The following is a 19,086-nucleotide window of genomic DNA, read 5'->3' on the forward strand; positions in this document are numbered from 1 at the left end:
GCAATATCTTGCGTAGAAGGTTGACTTAGCGTTAACTATTCTGCTAACAATGGTCCGTATGATATTAATCATCCGGGCCATTTATTTTAGGGACATAAGAATATGAGCTACCAAGAAAAAAATGCAATGTCGCCAATTCTAGACGCACTAGTACCAATGGTGGTTGAACAGACTTCCCGTGGTGAACGTTCTTACGACATCTATTCTCGTTTGCTGAAAGAACGTGTGATTTTCTTAACAGGTCAAGTGGAAGACCACATGGCAAATCTTGTCGTGGCACAGCTACTTTTCTTAGAATCTGAAAATCCTGATAAAGATATTTTCCTATACATTAACTCGCCAGGTGGCAGTGTGACTGCAGGTATGTCTATTTACGACACAATGCAATTCATCAAACCAAATGTCAGCACTGTATGTATGGGCCAAGCATGCTCAATGGGCGCATTCCTACTTGCTGGTGGTGCTCCTGGTAAGCGTTACGTATTGCCTAACTCGCGCGTGATGATTCACCAACCACTAGGTGGCTTCCAAGGCCAGGCGTCTGATATTCAGATCCACGCTCAGGAAATCCTGACTATTAAGCAAAAGCTAAACAAGCTACTTGCTGAGCACACAGGTCAACCGCTAGAAGTGATTGAGCGTGATACCGATCGTGATAACTTTATGGCTGCTGATCAGGCGGTAGAGTACGGTCTAGTTGATGCTGTATTAAGCCATCGCGGTGAATAATTGATAGCAAATTGTTTAGCGCAATTCGGTTTAAATTGATATACACTCAAATCATATGAGTAAAGGCTAAGAGGTTAGCGAATGACAGATAAAAGCAAAGAGAGCGGTAGTAGTAAGCTTCTTTACTGCTCTTTCTGCGGCAAAAGCCAGCACGAAGTTCGCAAGCTGATCGCCGGTCCATCCGTCTATATCTGTGACGAATGTGTCGATCTATGCAACGACATCATTCGTGAAGAAATTAAAGATGTTCTACCGAAGAAACAATCTGAGGCGCTACCAGCACCAAAACAGATTCGTGAACATCTAGATGATTATGTGATTGGTCAAGATTACGCTAAGAAAGTGCTAGCAGTAGCCGTTTACAACCACTACAAGCGTTTACGTAACGGGGACACAACCAGTGAAGGTGTAGAACTTGGTAAAAGTAACATCCTTCTAATTGGTCCAACGGGTAGTGGTAAGACGCTATTGGCTGAAACACTGGCTCGTTTCCTAGATGTACCTTTCACAATGGCAGATGCGACTACGTTAACCGAAGCGGGTTACGTAGGTGAAGATGTAGAAAACATCATCCAAAAACTTCTGCAAAAATGTGACTACGACGTAGCGAAAGCAGAACGTGGTATTGTGTACATTGATGAAATCGACAAGATTTCTCGTAAAGCTGAAAACCCATCGATCACGCGCGACGTATCAGGTGAAGGTGTTCAGCAAGCGCTTCTAAAGCTTATTGAAGGCACGGTTGCTTCAGTACCGCCACAAGGTGGTCGTAAGCACCCTCAGCAAGAGTTCCTACAAGTAGACACGTCTAAGATTCTGTTTATCTGTGGTGGTGCATTTGCTGGCCTAGATAAAGTGATCGAGCAACGTGTTGCGACGGGCACAGGTATTGGTTTTGGTGCAGAAGTTCGTTCTAAAGACGAAACTAAGACAGTAGGTGAACTATTCACTCAAGTTGAACCAGAAGACCTGGTTAAATACGGTCTTATTCCTGAATTCATCGGTCGTCTGCCAGTGACAACGACACTGACAGAGCTAGATGAAGAAGCACTGATTCAAATTCTGTGTGAACCGAAGAATGCCCTGACAAAACAGTACGCGGCGTTATTTGAATTGGAAGATTCTGAGCTAGAATTCCGTGAAGACGCACTTCGTGCAATTGCGAAGAAAGCGATGGAGCGTAAAACAGGTGCTCGTGGTCTACGTTCAATTCTTGAAGCAGTGCTTCTTGAAACCATGTACGAACTGCCATCGATGAACGACGTAAGTAAAGTTGTGATTGATGAGTCAGTGATCAATGGTGAATCTGATCCGTTGCTAATTTATAGCAACGCAGAAAACCAGGCTGCAGGTGCAGAATCGTAACCCGATTCACATAAATTGCTAAATAAATAAAGGAGGTAATCAATTACCTCCTTTTTTTTATTCTTTCATTGAATCCAACCAATTAGCCCCCATATACTCCAAATAAGACTAAGCGGAAGAGAGATGAATATGAACTTGGAACGTTCCGAACGTATCGAGATCCCCGTACTACCTCTAAGAGATGTAGTCGTTTACCCGCACATGGTAATTCCTTTGTTTGTTGGCCGTGAAAAATCGATTGCTTGCCTAGAAGCTGCGATGGATAACAACAAGCAAGTGCTGCTAGTTGCTCAGAAAGAAGCAGATACTGATGAGCCATCAAAAAACGACCTTTTTGAAGTTGGTACAGTGGCGACGATTTTGCAGCTACTCAAACTACCTGACGGCACGGTTAAAGTGCTGGTTGAAGGTCAGCAGCGTGCCAAGATCAATCTGTTAACGGATGAAGAATTTTTCGTTGCGGATGCTGAATACCTAATTACTGCAGAATTGGATGAACGTGAACACGAAGTGATTGTTCGTAGCGCGATTAACCAATTTGAAGGCTTTATTAAGCTTAATAAAAAGATTCCACCAGAAGTGTTAACTTCTTTAAGTGGTATCGACGAAGCCGCGCGCCTTGCAGACACCATTGCTGCACATATGCCATTGAAGCTTGCTGACAAACAAGCGGTACTTGAGCTATTAGACGTTACAGAACGTCTAGAGTTCTTGATGGGGCAAATGGAATCAGAAATTGATTTGCTACAAGTCGAGAAGCGTATTCGTACTCGCGTGAAAAAGCAGATGGAAAAATCTCAGCGCGAATATTATCTGAATGAGCAAATGAAAGCGATTCAGAAAGAGCTTGGTGAAGGCGAAGATGGTGTTGATGAATTTGAAGCGCTGAAGCAAAAAATTGCAGATTCAAAAATGCCTCAAGAAGCGCGCGATAAGACAGAGCAAGAGCTTCAAAAGTTAAAAATGATGTCACCGATGTCAGCGGAAGCGACGGTTGTTCGTGGTTACATCGATTGGATGCTTGGCGTGCCTTGGAGTAAGCGTTCAAAAGTTAAGAAGAACCTAGCGAAAGCAGAAGAAATTCTTAATGAAGACCATTACGGTTTAGAACGCGTCAAAGAGCGTATCTTAGAGTACTTGGCGGTTCAAAATCGTATCAATAAGCTAAAAGGTCCAATCTTATGTCTTGTTGGTCCTCCTGGTGTAGGTAAAACGTCACTGGGTCGCTCTATTGCAGCCGCGACTGGCCGTCAATACACGCGTATGGCACTTGGTGGCGTACGTGATGAAGCGGAAATCCGAGGCCACCGTCGTACTTATATTGGTTCTATGCCAGGTAAGCTTATACAGAAGATGTCGAAAGTTGGCGTGAAAAACCCGCTGTTCTTATTGGACGAAATCGACAAGATGTCTTCAGATATGCGTGGTGATCCATCATCAGCACTGCTTGAGGTTTTAGATCCAGAACAAAACAATGCGTTTAACGACCATTACCTTGAAGTTGATTACGACCTGTCTGATGTTATGTTCGTTGCGACATCAAACTCAATGGACATTCCAGGGCCGCTACTAGACCGTATGGAAGTGATTCGTTTATCTGGTTACACAGAAGACGAAAAGCTTAATATTGCAAAGCGCCACCTTGTCGATAAGCAAGTGAAGCGTAACGGCCTGAAAGTGGGTGAGATTGAGATTGAAGACTCAGCGATCATCGGCATCATTCGTTACTATACGCGTGAAGCGGGTGTACGTAGTCTAGAGCGTGAGATTTCTAAGATCTGTCGTAAAGCGGTGAAGAACATTCTTCTGGATAAAGACCTGAAGAGCGTAACCGTTACCATGGATAACCTGAAAGAATACTTGGGTGTTCAACGTCACGACTTCGGTAAAGCGGATGATAGTAACCGTATCGGGCAAGTGACAGGTCTTGCTTGGACACAAGTCGGCGGTGACTTACTGACTATCGAAACAGAAGCGATGCCTGGTAAAGGGAAACTAACCCAAACAGGCTCCCTTGGCGATGTCATGAAAGAGTCTATCCAAGCTGCGATGACAGTGGTTCGCTCACGTGCTGAAAAACTGGGTATTAACTCTGACTTTTACGAGAAACGTGATATTCACGTTCACGTACCGGAAGGTGCGACACCAAAAGATGGCCCAAGTGCGGGTATCGCTATGTGTACTGCACTGGTTTCTAGCTTAACGGGTAACCCTGTAAAAGCAGAAGTGGGTATGACGGGTGAAATTACTCTTCGTGGTGAAGTTCTACCTATTGGCGGACTTAAAGAGAAGTTACTTGCGGCACACCGTGGTGGTATCAAAACAGTACTGATCCCGAAAGATAATGAGCGTGATTTGGAAGAGATTCCAGAAAATGTTATCGCTGATCTTCAGGTTATTCCAGTACAGTGGATCGACGAAGTTCTTAAAGTTGCACTAGAAAATGACCCGTCAGGTGTCGAATTTTCAGCAACAAAATAGTGATGTGTAGCAAAAATAAGTAAAAGATTACGCTGATAGGTCGAAAAAGGCTTGTCAGCGTTTTTTTTGGGCGCTAACGTTAGCGACTATAGCTTCAGCCCTTGCTGTGTAAGGGATTGTCGCTAAACTGAAACAAATGGAACGAAAGCTACCTTTAACAATTACAATAGGTAGCGCAAAGGGGAATCACAGTGAATAAAACACAATTAGTAGAAAAAATCGCAGAAAACGCAGACCTATCTAAAGCATCAGCTGGTCGTGCACTTGACGCTCTAATCGAAGCTGTTGGTGACACACTACAGTCTGGTGACCAAGTTGCACTTGTTGGCTTCGGTACTTTCAGTGTTCGTACTCGTGCTGCACGCACAGGTCGTAACCCTAAGACTGGTGAAGAAATCCAAATCGCTGAAGCGAAGGTTCCTTCATTCAAAGCAGGTAAAGCACTGAAAGACGCTTGTAACTAATAAAAATTGGCTATCGGCCTCATTTTTTTAGAACCTTTTTAAATTATGCGCATCATACTGATGCGCATTTCTTTTTCTGGTATTATCGCGCTATTCAATTTTAGTTTTAGTATTTAACATTTTCGAGTCAGCCTTTGGGCTGATTGGTTATGTGAGCGGAGAGTAGTTTAAGTATGATGGATCGATTACGCGAAGGCGTTAATAGTATCGCGGTTAAAATTATCCTGGGACTTATCATCCTATCTTTCGTTTTTGCGGGTGTTGGTAGCTACATCGTAGGTGGCGCTGGCAATACGGCTGCAAAAGTTGGCAATGTCGAAATTGGTCGTGGTGAGTTTGAACAAGCGTATCAAAATGAACGCAACCGCATGCAATCACAGCTGGGTGACTATTTCTCAAATCTACTGGCGGATCCTGCTTACGTAGAATCTTTCCGTAAGTCAGTTCTAGATCGTATGATCAATGATCTACTACTAGAGCAACATGCTGAATCCCTTGGTCTACGCGTTAGTGACGCGCAGGTTCGAACTATGATTGTTGAAATGCCTCAATTCTTAGCTGATGGCAAGTTTGACCAAGATATCTACCAAGCATCTTTGCGCCGTGCAGGTTTCTCTCCAGAGAGCTTTGCAGAATACCTTCGCCGTGATTTGGTTCGTAATCAACTTCTAACGGCTATTCAAGCAAGTGATTTCTCTCTTCCAACAGAAGTTGAAGCACAAGCGAAGCTACTGACTCAAACTCGTGAAGTAGAAACGTTAACGCTTCCTCTTGCGGACTTTGCTGCAAAGGTGGAGTTGACTGAAGAAGATATTAACGATTACTACAAGCAAAACGCTGAGCGTTATACTCGCCCAGAGCAAGCGAAAGTAGCGTATATCGAGCTTTCTGCACAGCAGCTTAAAGACAGCATCACGGTGTCTGATGAACAAGCGAAGCAATACTACCAAGAGCATATGGACAAGTATTCTTCTGAAGAGCAGCGCCGAGTAAGTCATATTCTTGTTGAAGGTGATGACCAGGCGAAAGCACAATCGATTCTTGATGAACTTAATGGTGGTGCAGACTTTGCGACACTTGCTGAAGAAAAATCTGATGACTTCGGTAGTGCCTCTGAAGGTGGTTCACTAGGTTGGATTGAGCGTGAAGTCATGGATCCAACGTTTGAAGAAGCGGCATTTGCGCTTAAAAATGTTGGTGATGTAACGGGGCTAGTTAAATCTGATTTTGGCTACCACATTATCAAGCTTGATGAACTGAAGTCATCCGTTGCTAAACCGTACACAGAAGTTGCTGCAGAAATTAAGCAAGAGTTAAAAGATCAGCAAGCTATCGATCAATACTATGAACTGCAAAGTGAACTAGAAAAGATCGCATTTGAGTACCCAGACTCTCTTGACGACGCTGCTGAGGCTATTGGTGCGAAGATCGTAACAACTGACTTTATTTCACAACTAGACGCGCCAGAATTACTTAAAACACCTGCAGTGATGCAAGCTATTCTGAGCCCTGAAGTGAAAGAAGATGGTTTGAACTCTGAAGTTATCGAAGTTGCACCTGAGCACGTAATTGTTGTACGTGTTGAAGATCTTCGTGATGAAACAGTTTTGCCTTTAGAAGAAGTTCGAGATCAAGTAACCACAACACTTGCAAAAGTGAAGGGTGAGCAAAACGCAATCGAACTTGCTGATAAATTAGTGGCAAGCCTGAAAGACGGAAGTAGTGAACTGTTGACTGAAAATGGTCTTGCGTTTGGTGAGAGTGAAAGTTTAGATCGCAGTTCACCAATGGCTGACGTTATCTTTGCGATGCCAAAACCAAAGCAAGGTGAAGTCGAATACGCACAAGCGAAGCAGATGAATGGTGATATTGCTGTAGTTCGTTTAGCTAAGGTTAGTGAAGAGTTTGACTCTCAGTTCAATACACAGATTGGAACTCAGTTGACACAGATGAATGCTCAGCAAGACCTGTCTGGTCTGATCAGCATTCTGCGCAAAACAACCGATATCGAGTACTTTGTCGTTACCCAATAAACTTCAGTGTAATTGATATATCGATTATAACGGGCTGCTTTTGCAGCCCGTTTTGTTTTTGTGTTGTAGTCGTTTTAATCATTGAGTGGCGGACTAGTCTAGTGAGGTGTCAATAATCATGAAAAAGGAGACGATATGCTTCGTCGATTACTTCTAGCCATCACACTTGTTTTAGTTACCCCAATTGCTATCAGCGCTAATAGCGTCGATGCTAAATATGAAGGTATCGAGATAACCGTCAACATCAATCAAGCGACGGCCGCAGAGTTGGCTGACTTGCTTAAAGGTATCGGCCTGAAAAAAGCACAAGCAATTGTTGATTATCGAGAAGAACATGGCCCATTCCAAGACGCTGATAGTTTGGTCAACGTTAAGGGCATCGGTGAATCAACGGTGGAGAAAAACCGCCCAAGAATAGAGCTTTAAGTCTGAACGAGCGCTTGATAGCGCTCTTTTGTTATTTAAGCATAATCCTGCCTAGCGTGATGAGTCGATAACCTCTATAATTCCTCGCCGAAACAGAAGCAGCATTTCTATCGCTGTTCAGCAACTAACGTGGAGTTAAAGATGTCGTCTCATACACCGGTAGTGACCGTTGATGGACCAAGCGGAGCAGGTAAAGGCACGCTTTGTATGCTTATTTCTAAGCAGTTAGGTTTTCACTTGTTAGATTCAGGTGCGATTTATCGAGTGCTTGCCCTGGCAGCGATTCATCACGGTGTGGATTTAGAGTCTGAAGACGCACTTGTTCCACTTGCGACACATTTAGACGTTCAGTTTGTTGCTGAAGGTGAGCTGGTTAAAGTGATCTTAGAAGGCGAAGATGTTTCAGGTGAACTTCGCAAAGAAGAGACGGGTATGGCTGCATCAAAAGTCGCTGCACTACCTCGAGTTCGTGAAGCTTTGCTGCGACGCCAGCGTGCGTTTGCTGAAGGCGTTGGTTTAGTCGCCGATGGCCGCGATATGGGAACCGTTGTTTTCCCTCAAGCAGAAGTCAAAATTTTCCTAGACGCCAGTGCAGAGGAGCGTGCAACACGCAGACTTAAACAGTTGCAAGGCAAGGGTTTAGATGTTAAATTTGACGACCTTTTGCGCGAGATCCAAGAGCGTGACGATAGAGATCGTAACCGCCCAGTGGCTCCATTACGCCCTGCTGAGGACGCGCTATTGCTTGATTCTACTACGATGAGTATCGACGAAGTGGTAGAAAAAGCACTACAATATATTGAATCTAAGCTAGTAGCCTAGGCTGCTAGGTCAGAGCGTTGGTCGCAAGGATGATGACTGGCGAATTTAATAACCCCATGCGGTAGGATACCCGTGGACGTTTAATTTATTGAAGATTAAATAATGACTGAATCTTTTGCTCAACTCTTTGAAGAGTTTCTAAACGAAACAGAATTCCAACAAGGCAGCATCGTTAAAGGTACTGTAGTAGCTATCGAGAACGGTTTCGTTCTTGTTGACGCTGGTCTTAAGTCTGAATCTGCTATCCCTGCTGAACAGTTCAAGAACGCTGCTGGCGAACTTGAAGTTGAAGTTGGCGCTGAAGTAGATGTAGCTCTAGACGCTGTTGAAGATGGTTTCGGTGAGACTCAACTTTCTCGTGAGAAAGCGAAGCGTCACGAAGCTTGGATCGTTCTTGAGAAAGCTTGCGAAGAAGCTGAAACTGTTGTTGGTATCATCAACGGTAAAGTTAAAGGCGGTTTCACTGTTGAACTAAACGGTATCCGTGCTTTCCTTCCTGGTTCTCTAGTAGACGTTCGCCCAATCCGCGACACTGCTCACCTAGAAAACAAAGAGCTAGAGTTCAAAGTTATCAAACTTGACCAGAAGCGTAACAACGTAGTTGTTTCTCGCCGTGCAGTTATCGAGTCTGAAAACAGCGTTGAGCGTGATGAGCTTCTAGAAACTCTACAAGAAGGCGCAGAAGTTAAAGGTATCGTTAAGAACCTTACTGACTACGGTGCATTCGTAGATCTAGGTGGCGTTGACGGCCTACTACACATCACTGACATGGCTTGGAAGCGCGTTAAGCACCCTTCTGAGATCGTTAACGTTGGTGACGAGATCCAAGTTAAAGTTCTTAAGTTCGACCGTGAGCGTACTCGCGTTTCACTAGGTCTTAAGCAGCTAGGCGAAGATCCATGGGTAGCAATCGCTAAGCGTTACCCAGAAGGTCACAAACTAACTGGTCGCGTTACTAACCTAACTGACTACGGCTGCTTCGTTGAAATCGAAGAAGGCGTTGAAGGTCTAGTACACGTTTCTGAAATGGATTGGACTAACAAGAACATCCACCCTTCTAAAGTTGTTAATGTTGGCGACGAAGTTGAGGTTATGGTTCTTGAAATCGACGAAGAACGTCGTCGTATCTCTCTAGGTCTGAAACAGTGTAAAGCTAACCCATGGCAATCTTTCGCTGAAGCGCAAGCTAAAGGCGACAAAGTTACTGGTAAGATCAAGTCTATCACTGACTTCGGTATCTTCATCGGTCTAGAAGGCGGCATCGACGGTCTAGTTCACCTATCTGACATTTCTTGGAATGTTGCTGGCGAAGAAGCTGTACGTGAGTACAAGAAAGGCGACGAAATCTCTGCTGTAGTTCTAGCTGTAGATGCAGAGCGCGAGCGTATCTCTCTAGGCGTTAAGCAAATGGAAAATGACCCATTCAACGCTTACGTTGCAGATAACAAGAAAGGTGCACTAGTTAACGGTACTGTTACTGCAGTAGACGCTAAAGGTGCAACTATCGAGCTTGAAGAAGGTGTAGAAGGTTACCTACGTGCTTCTGAAGTTTCACGTGACCGTATCGAAGATGCGTCACTAATCCTAAGCGTTGGCGACAGCGTTGAAGCGAAGTTCACAGGTGTTGACCGTAAGAACCGCGTAATCAACCTATCTATCAAAGCTAAAGATGAAGCTGAAGAGCAAGAAGCAATGGCTTCTCTAAACAAAGCAGATGATGCTTCGTTTGGTAACGCTATGGCTGACGCTTTCAAAGCAGCTAAAGGCGAATAATTTAATCGCTTTTAAGAAAAAGGAGCCGTAAGGCTCCTTTTTTATGTTTGATGCACTCTCAGTGGTAATACCAATCCGTGCAAGCTATTCAAATAAGTTGTGTTTCTGTTTATGCAAACAGCTCAAAGTTTGACTAAAATAGGAAGCAAGTGTTTGTTGGAATTGGTATTACTTACTATAATAAGTGATAAATTACTCTATGAGGGAAACTATGACTAAGTCTGAGTTAATCGAGAGACTCTGTGCTGAGCAAACTCACCTTTCAGCTAAAGAGATTGAAGACGCTGTAAAAGATATTTTAGAGCATATGGCTTCAACATTGGAAAGTGGAGACCGAATCGAGATTCGCGGCTTCGGTAGTTTCTCTCTACATTTCCGTGAGCCACGTGTTGGTCGCAATCCTAAGACAGGTGATAAAGTGGAGTTGGAAGGTAAGTATGTTCCTCACTTTAAGCCAGGTAAAGAACTTCGCGAACGCGTGAATATCGGTTAGATATCATAAAATTGGTGAGAAAAAGCGGCACACGTCAGTGGAGCCGCTTTTTTATTGTTTGATAAGCCGATATAAGCATGGTTTGTTCCTTGATTTTACTGCATAATCGTAACGGCAGAAATTTGCTTAGGTGATGGATTATGAAAATTATAAAAATCGTTATCGTATTGGCTCTATTTTTAGTCGCGTTAGCGCTTGGTTCTCAAAATCAGGCAGTAGTCGGCTTTAATTACCTCCTTGCTCAAGGTGAGTTCCACCTTTCTACACTACTAGGTGTTGTTTTCGTCACCGGGTTTGTGATTGCTTGGTTGGTATTTGGTAGTTTGCACCTCAAGTCTCAGCTGCAAGTTCGCAAGCTAAAGAGACAGCTTAAGAAGCTATCACCAACAACGAGTGAGCCAGCACAGACAAAAGCGTCTTAAGAAGTAAAGGTAGGCTTTCCACTCAATGTTAGAAATACTCTTCTTGTTACTACCAATCGCTGCCGCATATGGTTGGTACATGGGTAACCGAAGCGCCCAACAAGACAAGCAGAAACACTCTAATCAAATCTCCCGTCAATACGTTACGGGTTTGAACTTGCTGTTATCAGATCAGTCTGATAAGGCAGTTGATCATTTTATCGAACTTCTCCAGGTAGATGACGAAACCATTGATACTCATTTAGCGTTGGGTAACTTGTTTCGTTCCCGTGGTGAAGTGGATCGCGCCATTCGAATTCACCAGAATCTTATTTCCCGTTCGGGTTTAACCATAGATCAAAAAAATATTGCCTTGCAGCAGCTTGCTAAAGATTACATGGCCTCTGGCTTCTTAGACCGTGCTGAAAAGATTTTTGAGCAGTTAGTGGAAGAGCCAGATCACCGTGAAGCTGCGCTACAGCAACTCGTCGCTATTTACCAACAGACCAGAGAATGGCCTAAAGCAATTCACTATGCTGTTTTGCTAGTAAAGCTAGGCAGAAAACGTATGCGTACCAGCATTGCTCATTTTTGGTGCGAGCTCGCGATGCAGGAAAAGACTGAAGGAAATAGTACTAAAGCGCTGCAAAATTTTAAAAAAGCGCTCACTGAAGATCCTAAATGTGTTCGTGCTAGCATCGCCCTTGGCAAAATTTACCTAGAAGATGAAGATTACGCTCATGCCATCAAGTACATGAAAATGGTTCTTGAGCAAGATAGTGACTTCGTAAGTGAAGTGCTACCTACATTAGCAGATTGTTATTATCATTTAGGCCAAGAAGACGAGCTTTTAGAGTTTCTACGTGAATGTATCGTGGGAAAGGCGGGAGCCTCTGCAGAACTGATGTTGGCCCAATTAGTCGCGCAGCATGAAGGGGCAGGCTCCGCGCAAGAATTATTAACTCGCCAACTGGTAAAAAACCCCACAATGAAAGGCTTTTACCGACTTATTGATTATCACCTTATAGAAGCTGAAGAGGGCCGCGCAAAGGCGAGTTTGGCTACTTTGCAAAAGTTGGTTGGTGAGCAGCTTAAGGTGAAGCCACATTATCGATGTCGTAAGTGTGGGTTTTCGACTCATTCAATGTATTGGCATTGCCCTTCGTGTAAAGGTTGGGGGACCATCAAACCTATTCGTGGTCTTGATGGTGAATAAATTAGAAATTGGAATTTCAATTGGAAATAGCAGCGGTGATCCCGCTGCTTTTTTTCGGCATGTATTTGTTAGTTAGGAGATGAAATGTTAGATCAAAAAGTTATTGTTGCACTGGATTATGATAACCAAGCTGATGCTCTTGCCTTTGTCGATCGAATCGACCCAAGTTCTTGTCGCTTAAAAGTGGGCAAAGAAATGTTTACACTTTTCGGCCCTGATTTTGTTAAAGAGCTACATAAACGCGGCTTTTCTGTTTTTCTAGATTTAAAGTTTCATGATATCCCCAACACTTGCTCTAAAGCTGTGAGAGCGGCCGCTGAATTAGGTGTTTGGATGGTTAATGTCCACGCGAGTGGTGGTGAACGTATGATGGCAGCATCTCGCGAGATTCTAGAACCCTATGGTAAAGATCGTCCATTACTGATTGGTGTAACAGTGCTTACTAGCATGGAACAAAGCGACCTTGCAGGTATCGGGCTTGATGTGGCACCTCAAGAGCAAGTTATTCGTTTAGCAGCCCTAACAAAAGATTCTGGCTTGGATGGTGTCGTTTGTTCTGCGCAAGAAGCCACCATGTTGAAAAAAGTATTAGGCAAAGAGTTTAAGTTGGTGACTCCTGGGATTCGTCCAGCAGGTTCAGCAGTGGGCGACCAAAAGCGAATCATGACACCTTCAGATGCTATTTATGCTGGCTCAGACTATTTAGTTATTGGTCGACCTATCACACAAGCAGAAAATCCTGCGCAAGTATTGACAGCGATCAATCAAGATTTGTTACATTTCTCTAACAAATAAATCTGCTAAATGTAAACGCCTAAACGTGTCAGACAAATGGCGCAAACGTTTAGGCGTTATTTGTACAGAATAATCTACTAAATAACCCACCTATATAACTTCTATAACTATGTTATGGGATTTATTCTCAAACATTTTCACCTAAGAATCCGTTAATCTCTAGTTATGAGTTATTTTGTGACACTGCTGCCGTTAAGGTTATGAAAACAACATGTTCTTTATTGTCAAAAATATGACTCGCGTCGATAAAAATCGACTTAAATGTTAAATTGGTTTTTATAACGGATTCTTATCAATTAAGGTTCTTCAAATAATAATTCTGAAAATCGCTCATTGAAGCAGTTTCATATTCTAATAAGCCACAGGACGTGGCGTTACTTTACATAGTAATTGGTACGGAGTATTTCCAATTGTTAGCATATATTTTAAGACGCCTATTATTGGTCGTACCTACTTTTATAGGTATAACAATTTTAATTTTTGCCATTACACGATTTGTCCCTGGTGGTCCTGTTGAAAGAATGCTTGCGAGTATGCATTCTGGGTCTGACAGCGCTTCCGTTAGCGTTGCTGGAAATAGCTCGGCGTTGTCTGAAGATCAGATAGCCGATCTAAATGCTTTCTACGGTTTAGATAAACCAGTGATGGAAGCGTATATTGAGTGGTTGTCTAAAATTGTTGTGCTTGATTTTGGTGAATCTACAAGATATTACGAACCGGTCAGTGACATGATCGCTGAACGTTTACCTGTCTCCCTTTTTTACGGTGGAATGACGTTCTTTATTAGTTATTTTATCTCTATTCCCCTCGGTTATTATAAAGCGATCAAACATGGCTCTGTGTTTGATTCTACTTCTTCAATATTAATCTTTGTTGGCTATGCGTTACCTGGATATGTTGTTGGAGTCTTTTTAATTACCGTATTCGCATATAACTTGGATTGGTTCCCTATGGGGGGCTTTGTCAGCGACGACTTCGAAGATTATGAAACTATTTTCGAACAGTTTAAAGACATTATGTGGCATGCAGTTTTACCACTTATTTGTTATCTGATTGGCGATTTTGCAACGTTGACCATGACGATGAAAAATAACTTGATGGAAAATATATCATCTGACTATATTCGAACTGCGATTGCTAAGGGTCTGCCGTTTAAAGTTGCTGTCCGTAAACATGCATTGCAAAATAGCTTAATTCCTATAGCGAGCCATTTTGGTAATTCTCTGTTGTTCTTTATGACAGGTTCTTTCTTGATTGAAGTTATTTTTAATATTGATGGTATTGGATTACTTGGTTATGAGTCCATTGTCGAACGTGATTATCCAGTCGTAATGGGGATCGTAGCTATCAATGCAGTTATGTTAATGATCGGCAACATTTTGTCTGATTTATGTGTCGCAGCAGCTGACCCACGAGTGAGGTTTGACTCATGATTCAATTAACGCCATTAACAAGAAAGAAAGTTAATCACTTCAAAGAGATCAAGCGTGGCTATTGGTCGTTAATTATCTTGTCAGCACTGCTATTGTTATCACTCTTTGCTGAGCTGTTAGTAAACAATAAGGCTCTAGTTGTTAAATATGAGGGAGAGTGGTCTTTTCCAGTATTTAGTGATGTACGCGTCGGAACTGAGTTTGGTCTAGATTACGCGAGTGAAGCAGATTACCGCCAATTACAAAAACAGTTTGAACAGCGAGGCGGTGATAATTTTGTTCTAATGCCTTTAGTTCCTTGGAATCCATATGAACAAGACTTTAGTGGGGATTTCCCTCCTTTAGCTCCTAGCGCAGAAACTCAACATTACTTGGGTACAGACGTGATTGGGCGAGATGTTCTAGCGAGATTAGTTTATGGATTTAGAATCGCGATGGGTTTCGCTTTAATGACAATGGTGATCTCTTATGTCATTGGTACCGTTATTGGCTGTTCCATGGGCTTTTTTGGAGGCAAGTTTGATCTGTTTGTTCAGCGATTAATTGAAGTCTGGTCTATGGTGCCTTTCCTATACGTCATTATGATTCTGGTCTCGATCACTCAACCAACATTTACGTTGTTTGTCGCTATTAACGTGTTGTTTGGCTGGATGGGTATCACTTGGTATATGAGAACCATGACCTACAAAGAGTCAGCTCGTGAATATGTGATGGCTGCAAGAGCGTTAGGTGCTTCGACATCGAGAATCTTGCTTCACCATATCTTACCCAACACTATGGTTATGATTGTTACTTTAGCACCGTTTACTATTGCCGCGAATATCACTGCGCTGACAGCGTTAGATTACTTAGGTTTAGGCCTAATGCCACCAACCCCAAGCTGGGGGGAGTTACTACAACAAGGAAAATCTAATCTAGATGCCCCTTGGATTGTGGTATCGGTTGTGACGTCGATAGTTGCCGTTCTTGTTATGGTGACCTTTATCGGTGAAGCGATTAGAAGCGCATTTGATCCGAAAAAATTTACGCGCTACGAATAGTCACAGTATTACAGGAAGTAATAATAATGAAAAAAATAATGACATTATCAGCAATCGCTGCCTTATCAGGGATGACTTTTGCTTCATACGCTCAATCTTTACCTGCAGATATTAACTGGGTATCTAACAATGATGAGCCGCTATTCGCTTCCTCTGAGGCCGTGCGTGGTGGAACTCTTCGAACATTCATGATGAGTTTTCCTCAAACGCTTCGCAGTGTTGGTCCAGATGCCAATTCAGGGCTTCGTCATTACTTTATGGATGGTTCTCCTAAGCTAGCACAGCGACATCCGAATACTGGAAAGTGGATCCCTCAATTAGCAGAATCTTGGGCTTTTTCGGACGATAATAAAACCGTTTATTTTAAGCTGAATGAGAAAGCAAAGTGGTCAGACGGTGAGAAGATCACAGCAGATGACTACCTATTCATGCTCAAGTATTACCGTTCAAAGGATATTGTTGACCCTTGGTACAACGATTTTTTTAGTACTTCAATTGTTGATGTTAAAAAAGTTGATGATTTTACTATTGCAGTAGAAACTCAAGTCGAGCAAAGCCAAGATGCATTGATGGTTCTTATCAACATGCCAAGTAATGGTTTCCAGCCTCGTCCTGAGCATTTTTTCAAAGGCGGTAAAGATGAGAATGGCGACGGAATGGTCGACAACTTTGTCCGCAAGTTTAACTTTAAGAGTGAACCCACAGCAGGGCCTTATTATTTAGACAAAGTTAAGAAGGGCAAAAGCGTCACGTTCAAACACGTTGGAGAAGATTGGTGGGGTTATTCTAACCGCTACTATCAAAATCGATACAATGTAGAAAAAATCCGCATTACTGTGATTCGCGACTTTGATATTGCGTTAAAGCATTTTGAAAAAGGTAAGCTTGATTATTTCGATATGGTTTTACCTGAATACTGGCATGGCAAGTCTGATTCACAAGCCTCTAAAGATGGTTACATACAAAAGTTTTGGGGTTTTAACCAAGTACCGCAAGGTGCGGGTGGCTTATGGATGAATACCGTACAACCATTGTTAGATGACATCAATTTGCGTAAAGGAATTATGCTTGCGACAGATTATGATGGCATGATCGCGAATATAATGCGTGGCGACTACTCTCGTAAGCCGCATGGATTGGGCTTTGGTCATGGTCAATATGATAAAGCCGACAATAAAGCGCCAGAGTTTGACCCTGCAAAAGCAGCTGAGCATTTTACTCAAGCTGGATTTAATAAAGTAGGACCAGATGGTATTCGTGTTAATGCAAGCGGAGAGCGCCTTTCTTTCGCCATTACCTATGGTTATAACACTTGGACGCCTCGAATTGCTTACTTGAAAGAGCAGGCTAAGTTAGCTGGGTTGGAATTTACCTTGAACTTAGTTGACGGTTCTTCAGCCTTTAAATTTATTCTTGAGAAGAAACATGAGCTAGCTTTCCTCAATATGGGATCAGGAGAAATACCGGCCTATTGGGAATATTTGCACTCAGATAATGCCAACAAACCTCAGACTAATGCGCACACAAACTTTAGCAGCCCTGCATTAGACAAATTGATTGAACAATATGATGCAGAATTTGACCAAGAAAAACGTTATGTCCTGTCGCACCAAATTCAAGACTATGTAACGGACGCAAATATCATTGTCCCTGGCTATATGGTGCCATATTCACGTGCCGTACATTGGCGTTGGATCCAGTATCCGAACAGCCCGATGACAAAGAAAACGGAAAGCATTTTCCATCCGATGGACATCGCAAACTTTTGGTTAAACAGTGATGTTAAGAAAGAAACTCAAGAAGCGATGAAGAAAGGTAAAACTTTCCCCGTTGTCAGCATCGTTGATGATAAGTATAAGCTGTAAGCCGAGGTAGTTATGAATCGCGAAACGGTGTTAACAGTTGAAGACTTAGAAGTAGAGTTTCAAACCGATGATGGGAAGGTAAAAGTCCTTCATGGTGTTAGTTTCGATGTTCAAAAAGGGCGCACGCTTGGTTTAGTCGGTGAATCGGGGTGTGGAAAAAGCGTTACTTCAATGTCGATCATGGGTTTATTGCCTAAGCCTTATGGGCAAGTCGTAAAGGGGCGAATACTTTATAAAGATATTGACCTTTTGCAGCTATCAACCAAACGAATGTATGAAATGCGTGGAGACGCCATTTCAATTATCTTCCAAGACCCAATGACAGCACTGAACCCAGTTCACACCATTGGGAAACAGATCATGGAAGTGCTTGAATTGCATAGGCCCGAACTTGCAAAGGCTGAGCGTTATGCCTACGCAATAAAAATGTTGGAGAAAGTCAAAATACCACTGCCTGAAAAGCGCGTTGACGAGTATCCACATAACCTTTCTGGCGGTATGCGCCAGAGAGTGATGATTGCCATGGCGTTGGCTTGTAAGCCAGATGTTTTGATTTGTGATGAGCCGACCACTGCATTGGATGTGACGGTGCAGGCTTCAATCCTTGAATTGATGCGTGAGTTACAGCAAGAAACAGGAATGGCAATGGTCTTCATTACACATGATCTTGGTGTTGTGGCAGAGATCTGTGACGATGTAGCCGTTATGTATGGTGGTCGAATTGTTGAAAAAGCAGATGTCTTTGATCTGTTTGATCAGCCACAGCACCCATATACCAAAAGGTTACTAGGCTTGATGCCAAGCTTAGAGCATAAACCAAAACAAATGATCGATATCAAGCCTATTGATCCAAGTATTTTCCAGAGTTAATAGGGGGAGTGATGCAGGAAGTATTAAGAATAGAAAACTTAAAGCAGCACTTTATCTCTGGCAAAAGACTTTTTTCACAGGGTTATACGATAAAGGCCGTCGATGGTGTCTCTTTTTCTTTAGAAAGAGGTAAGACGTTAGGGTTGGTTGGAGAGTCAGGTTGTGGCAAAAGCACTTTAGGCCGCACAATCTTAAAACTCTTTGAACCAACAGAGGGGAGAATTTATTTTGAAGGGAGGGACATTACGCGATTGTCTGCAAAAGAGATGCGTCCATTACGCAAAGAAATGCAGATCGTATTTCAAGATCCTATGGAGTCGCTCAACCAGCGACATACTATTGGCATGATTTTGGAAGAACCGTTTGTTATTCATAATATGGGTACAGCGGTTGAGAGAAAGCAGTGGGTATTGGAGCTGTTAGATAAAGTAGGGTTACCGAAAGAAGCCGTAAATCGTTATCCTCATGAGTTTTCTGGTGGTCAAAGGCAGCGTATTGGTATCGCAAGAGCTATTGCGTTAAAGCCAAAGCTATTGATCTGTGATGAATCTGTATCGGCACTTGATGTATCAGTGCAAGCGCAAATTATCAATTTGCTGTTATCACTGCAGAAAGAAATGAACCTAGCAATGATTTTTATTTCACATGATCTTTCAGTTGTTAGACAAGTTTCAGATGAAGTGGCAGTTATGTATTTTGGTAAAGTCGTAGAATATGGAAATGCGCAAATTATTTATGATGCGCCACAAAATGATTATACCAAGAAATTACTATCAGCAATCCCAATAACGCATCCTAGCCAACGAAAACGTAGCTAGAAAATAATAATAAACTAAACCTATCATTTTTCGCTTGTTAACTTTAAATCAAAAATTATATT

The 19,086-nt window shown here is 42.6% G+C and carries 17 protein-coding genes; all 17 read left to right on the forward strand.

Annotation, left to right across the window (positions count from 1 at the left end):
- The first annotated feature begins 102 nt into the window (after window positions 1-102).
- The 17 genes from clpP (at window position 103) to GVO60_RS05480 (ending at window position 19,024) form a co-directional block, all read left to right on the forward strand.
- Window positions 103-729 (forward strand): ATP-dependent Clp endopeptidase proteolytic subunit ClpP, encoded by a 627-nt coding sequence (clpP, locus tag GVO60_RS05400; RefSeq protein ID WP_008078037.1) that lies wholly within the window; start codon window positions 103-105, stop codon window positions 727-729.
- Window positions 730-810: 81 nt separating this feature from the next.
- Window positions 811-2,094, forward strand: coding sequence for an ATP-dependent protease ATP-binding subunit ClpX (gene clpX / locus GVO60_RS05405; RefSeq protein WP_159651668.1), 1,284 nt, complete (start codon window positions 811-813; stop codon window positions 2,092-2,094).
- 129 nt (window positions 2,095-2,223) lie between these two features.
- Window positions 2,224-4,575: an endopeptidase La gene (gene lon, locus GVO60_RS05410; RefSeq protein ID WP_159651671.1), complete on the forward strand. Its 2,352-nt coding sequence runs from the start codon at window positions 2,224-2,226 to the stop codon at window positions 4,573-4,575.
- A gap of 191 nt (window positions 4,576-4,766) precedes the next feature.
- Window positions 4,767-5,039: a non-specific DNA-binding protein Hbs gene (hbs, locus tag GVO60_RS05415; protein WP_159651673.1), complete on the forward strand. Its 273-nt coding sequence runs from the start codon at window positions 4,767-4,769 to the stop codon at window positions 5,037-5,039.
- A 173-nt stretch (window positions 5,040-5,212) separates the two neighbouring features.
- Window positions 5,213-7,072, forward strand: a complete 1,860-nt coding sequence (ppiD, locus tag GVO60_RS05420; RefSeq protein WP_159651675.1) for a peptidylprolyl isomerase — start codon at window positions 5,213-5,215, stop codon at window positions 7,070-7,072.
- Window positions 7,073-7,207: 135 nt separating this feature from the next.
- Window positions 7,208-7,498, forward strand: a complete 291-nt coding sequence (locus tag GVO60_RS05425; RefSeq protein WP_159651677.1) for a ComEA family DNA-binding protein — start codon at window positions 7,208-7,210, stop codon at window positions 7,496-7,498.
- A gap of 141 nt (window positions 7,499-7,639) precedes the next feature.
- Window positions 7,640-8,320 (forward strand): (d)CMP kinase, encoded by a 681-nt coding sequence (gene cmk / locus GVO60_RS05430; RefSeq protein WP_159651679.1) that lies wholly within the window; start codon window positions 7,640-7,642, stop codon window positions 8,318-8,320.
- Window positions 8,321-8,422: 102 nt separating this feature from the next.
- Window positions 8,423-10,093 (forward strand): 30S ribosomal protein S1, encoded by a 1,671-nt coding sequence (gene rpsA, locus GVO60_RS05435; protein ID WP_159651681.1) that lies wholly within the window; start codon window positions 8,423-8,425, stop codon window positions 10,091-10,093.
- 211 nt (window positions 10,094-10,304) lie between these two features.
- The gene (gene ihfB / locus GVO60_RS05440) at window positions 10,305-10,586 is read left to right on the forward strand and encodes an integration host factor subunit beta (protein WP_008078046.1); all 282 of its coding nucleotides are present in this window, start codon (window positions 10,305-10,307) and stop codon (window positions 10,584-10,586) included.
- Between the two features lie 140 nt (window positions 10,587-10,726).
- Window positions 10,727-11,008: a LapA family protein gene (locus tag GVO60_RS05445; RefSeq protein WP_159651683.1), complete on the forward strand. Its 282-nt coding sequence runs from the start codon at window positions 10,727-10,729 to the stop codon at window positions 11,006-11,008.
- Between the two features lie 25 nt (window positions 11,009-11,033).
- A complete protein-coding gene (gene lapB / locus GVO60_RS05450) occupies window positions 11,034-12,203 on the forward strand; it encodes a lipopolysaccharide assembly protein LapB (RefSeq protein ID WP_159651685.1) in 1,170 nt (389 codons plus the stop codon).
- 84 nt (window positions 12,204-12,287) lie between these two features.
- Window positions 12,288-12,998 (forward strand): orotidine-5'-phosphate decarboxylase, encoded by a 711-nt coding sequence (gene pyrF / locus GVO60_RS05455; protein ID WP_159651687.1) that lies wholly within the window; start codon window positions 12,288-12,290, stop codon window positions 12,996-12,998.
- A 410-nt stretch (window positions 12,999-13,408) separates the two neighbouring features.
- Complete coding sequence (locus tag GVO60_RS05460; RefSeq protein ID WP_159651689.1) at window positions 13,409-14,431, forward strand: ABC transporter permease subunit; 1,023 nt, start codon at window positions 13,409-13,411, stop codon at window positions 14,429-14,431.
- On the forward strand, window positions 14,428-15,471 hold the full coding sequence (locus GVO60_RS05465) for an ABC transporter permease (RefSeq protein ID WP_159651691.1): 1,044 nt from the start codon (window positions 14,428-14,430) through the stop codon (window positions 15,469-15,471). The genes GVO60_RS05460 and GVO60_RS05465 overlap by 4 nt, the downstream gene beginning before the upstream one ends.
- 26 nt (window positions 15,472-15,497) lie before the next feature.
- A complete protein-coding gene (locus tag GVO60_RS05470; protein ID WP_159651693.1) occupies window positions 15,498-17,336 on the forward strand; it encodes an extracellular solute-binding protein in 1,839 nt (612 codons plus the stop codon).
- 12 nt (window positions 17,337-17,348) lie between these two features.
- The gene (locus tag GVO60_RS05475; protein ID WP_159651695.1) at window positions 17,349-18,206 is read left to right on the forward strand and encodes an ABC transporter ATP-binding protein; all 858 of its coding nucleotides are present in this window, start codon (window positions 17,349-17,351) and stop codon (window positions 18,204-18,206) included.
- 11 nt (window positions 18,207-18,217) lie between these two features.
- Window positions 18,218-19,024: an ABC transporter ATP-binding protein gene (locus GVO60_RS05480; protein ID WP_159651697.1), complete on the forward strand. Its 807-nt coding sequence runs from the start codon at window positions 18,218-18,220 to the stop codon at window positions 19,022-19,024.
- The last annotated feature ends 62 nt before the right edge of the window (window positions 19,025-19,086 follow it).

Source organism: Vibrio atypicus, assembly GCF_009811315.1.
Taxonomy (GTDB): Bacteria; Pseudomonadota; Gammaproteobacteria; order Enterobacterales; family Vibrionaceae; genus Vibrio; species Vibrio atypicus.

Excerpts from the sequence above, each read along its gene's own strand:
- ppiD (WP_159651675.1), top strand. The coding sequence starts at position 5,213 with ATGATGGATCGATTACGCGAAGGCGTTAATAGTATCGCGGTTAAAATT.
- GVO60_RS05470 (WP_159651693.1), top strand. The coding sequence starts at position 15,498 with ATGAAAAAAATAATGACATTATCAGCAATCGCTGCCTTATCAGGGATG.
- GVO60_RS05480 (WP_159651697.1), top strand. The coding sequence starts at position 18,218 with ATGCAGGAAGTATTAAGAATAGAAAACTTAAAGCAGCACTTTATCTCT.
- lon (WP_159651671.1), top strand. The coding sequence starts at position 2,224 with ATGAACTTGGAACGTTCCGAACGTATCGAGATCCCCGTACTACCTCTA.
- GVO60_RS05475 (WP_159651695.1), top strand. The coding sequence starts at position 17,349 with ATGAATCGCGAAACGGTGTTAACAGTTGAAGACTTAGAAGTAGAGTTT.
- GVO60_RS05445 (WP_159651683.1), top strand. The coding sequence starts at position 10,727 with ATGAAAATTATAAAAATCGTTATCGTATTGGCTCTATTTTTAGTCGCG.
- cmk (WP_159651679.1), top strand. The coding sequence starts at position 7,640 with ATGTCGTCTCATACACCGGTAGTGACCGTTGATGGACCAAGCGGAGCA.
- pyrF (WP_159651687.1), top strand. The coding sequence starts at position 12,288 with ATGTTAGATCAAAAAGTTATTGTTGCACTGGATTATGATAACCAAGCT.
- clpP (WP_008078037.1), top strand. The coding sequence starts at position 103 with ATGAGCTACCAAGAAAAAAATGCAATGTCGCCAATTCTAGACGCACTA.
- ihfB (WP_008078046.1), top strand. The coding sequence starts at position 10,305 with ATGACTAAGTCTGAGTTAATCGAGAGACTCTGTGCTGAGCAAACTCAC.
- clpX (WP_159651668.1), top strand. The coding sequence starts at position 811 with ATGACAGATAAAAGCAAAGAGAGCGGTAGTAGTAAGCTTCTTTACTGC.
- rpsA (WP_159651681.1), top strand. The coding sequence starts at position 8,423 with ATGACTGAATCTTTTGCTCAACTCTTTGAAGAGTTTCTAAACGAAACA.
- GVO60_RS05465 (WP_159651691.1), top strand. The coding sequence starts at position 14,428 with ATGATTCAATTAACGCCATTAACAAGAAAGAAAGTTAATCACTTCAAA.
- GVO60_RS05425 (WP_159651677.1), top strand. The coding sequence starts at position 7,208 with ATGCTTCGTCGATTACTTCTAGCCATCACACTTGTTTTAGTTACCCCA.
- lapB (WP_159651685.1), top strand. The coding sequence starts at position 11,034 with ATGTTAGAAATACTCTTCTTGTTACTACCAATCGCTGCCGCATATGGT.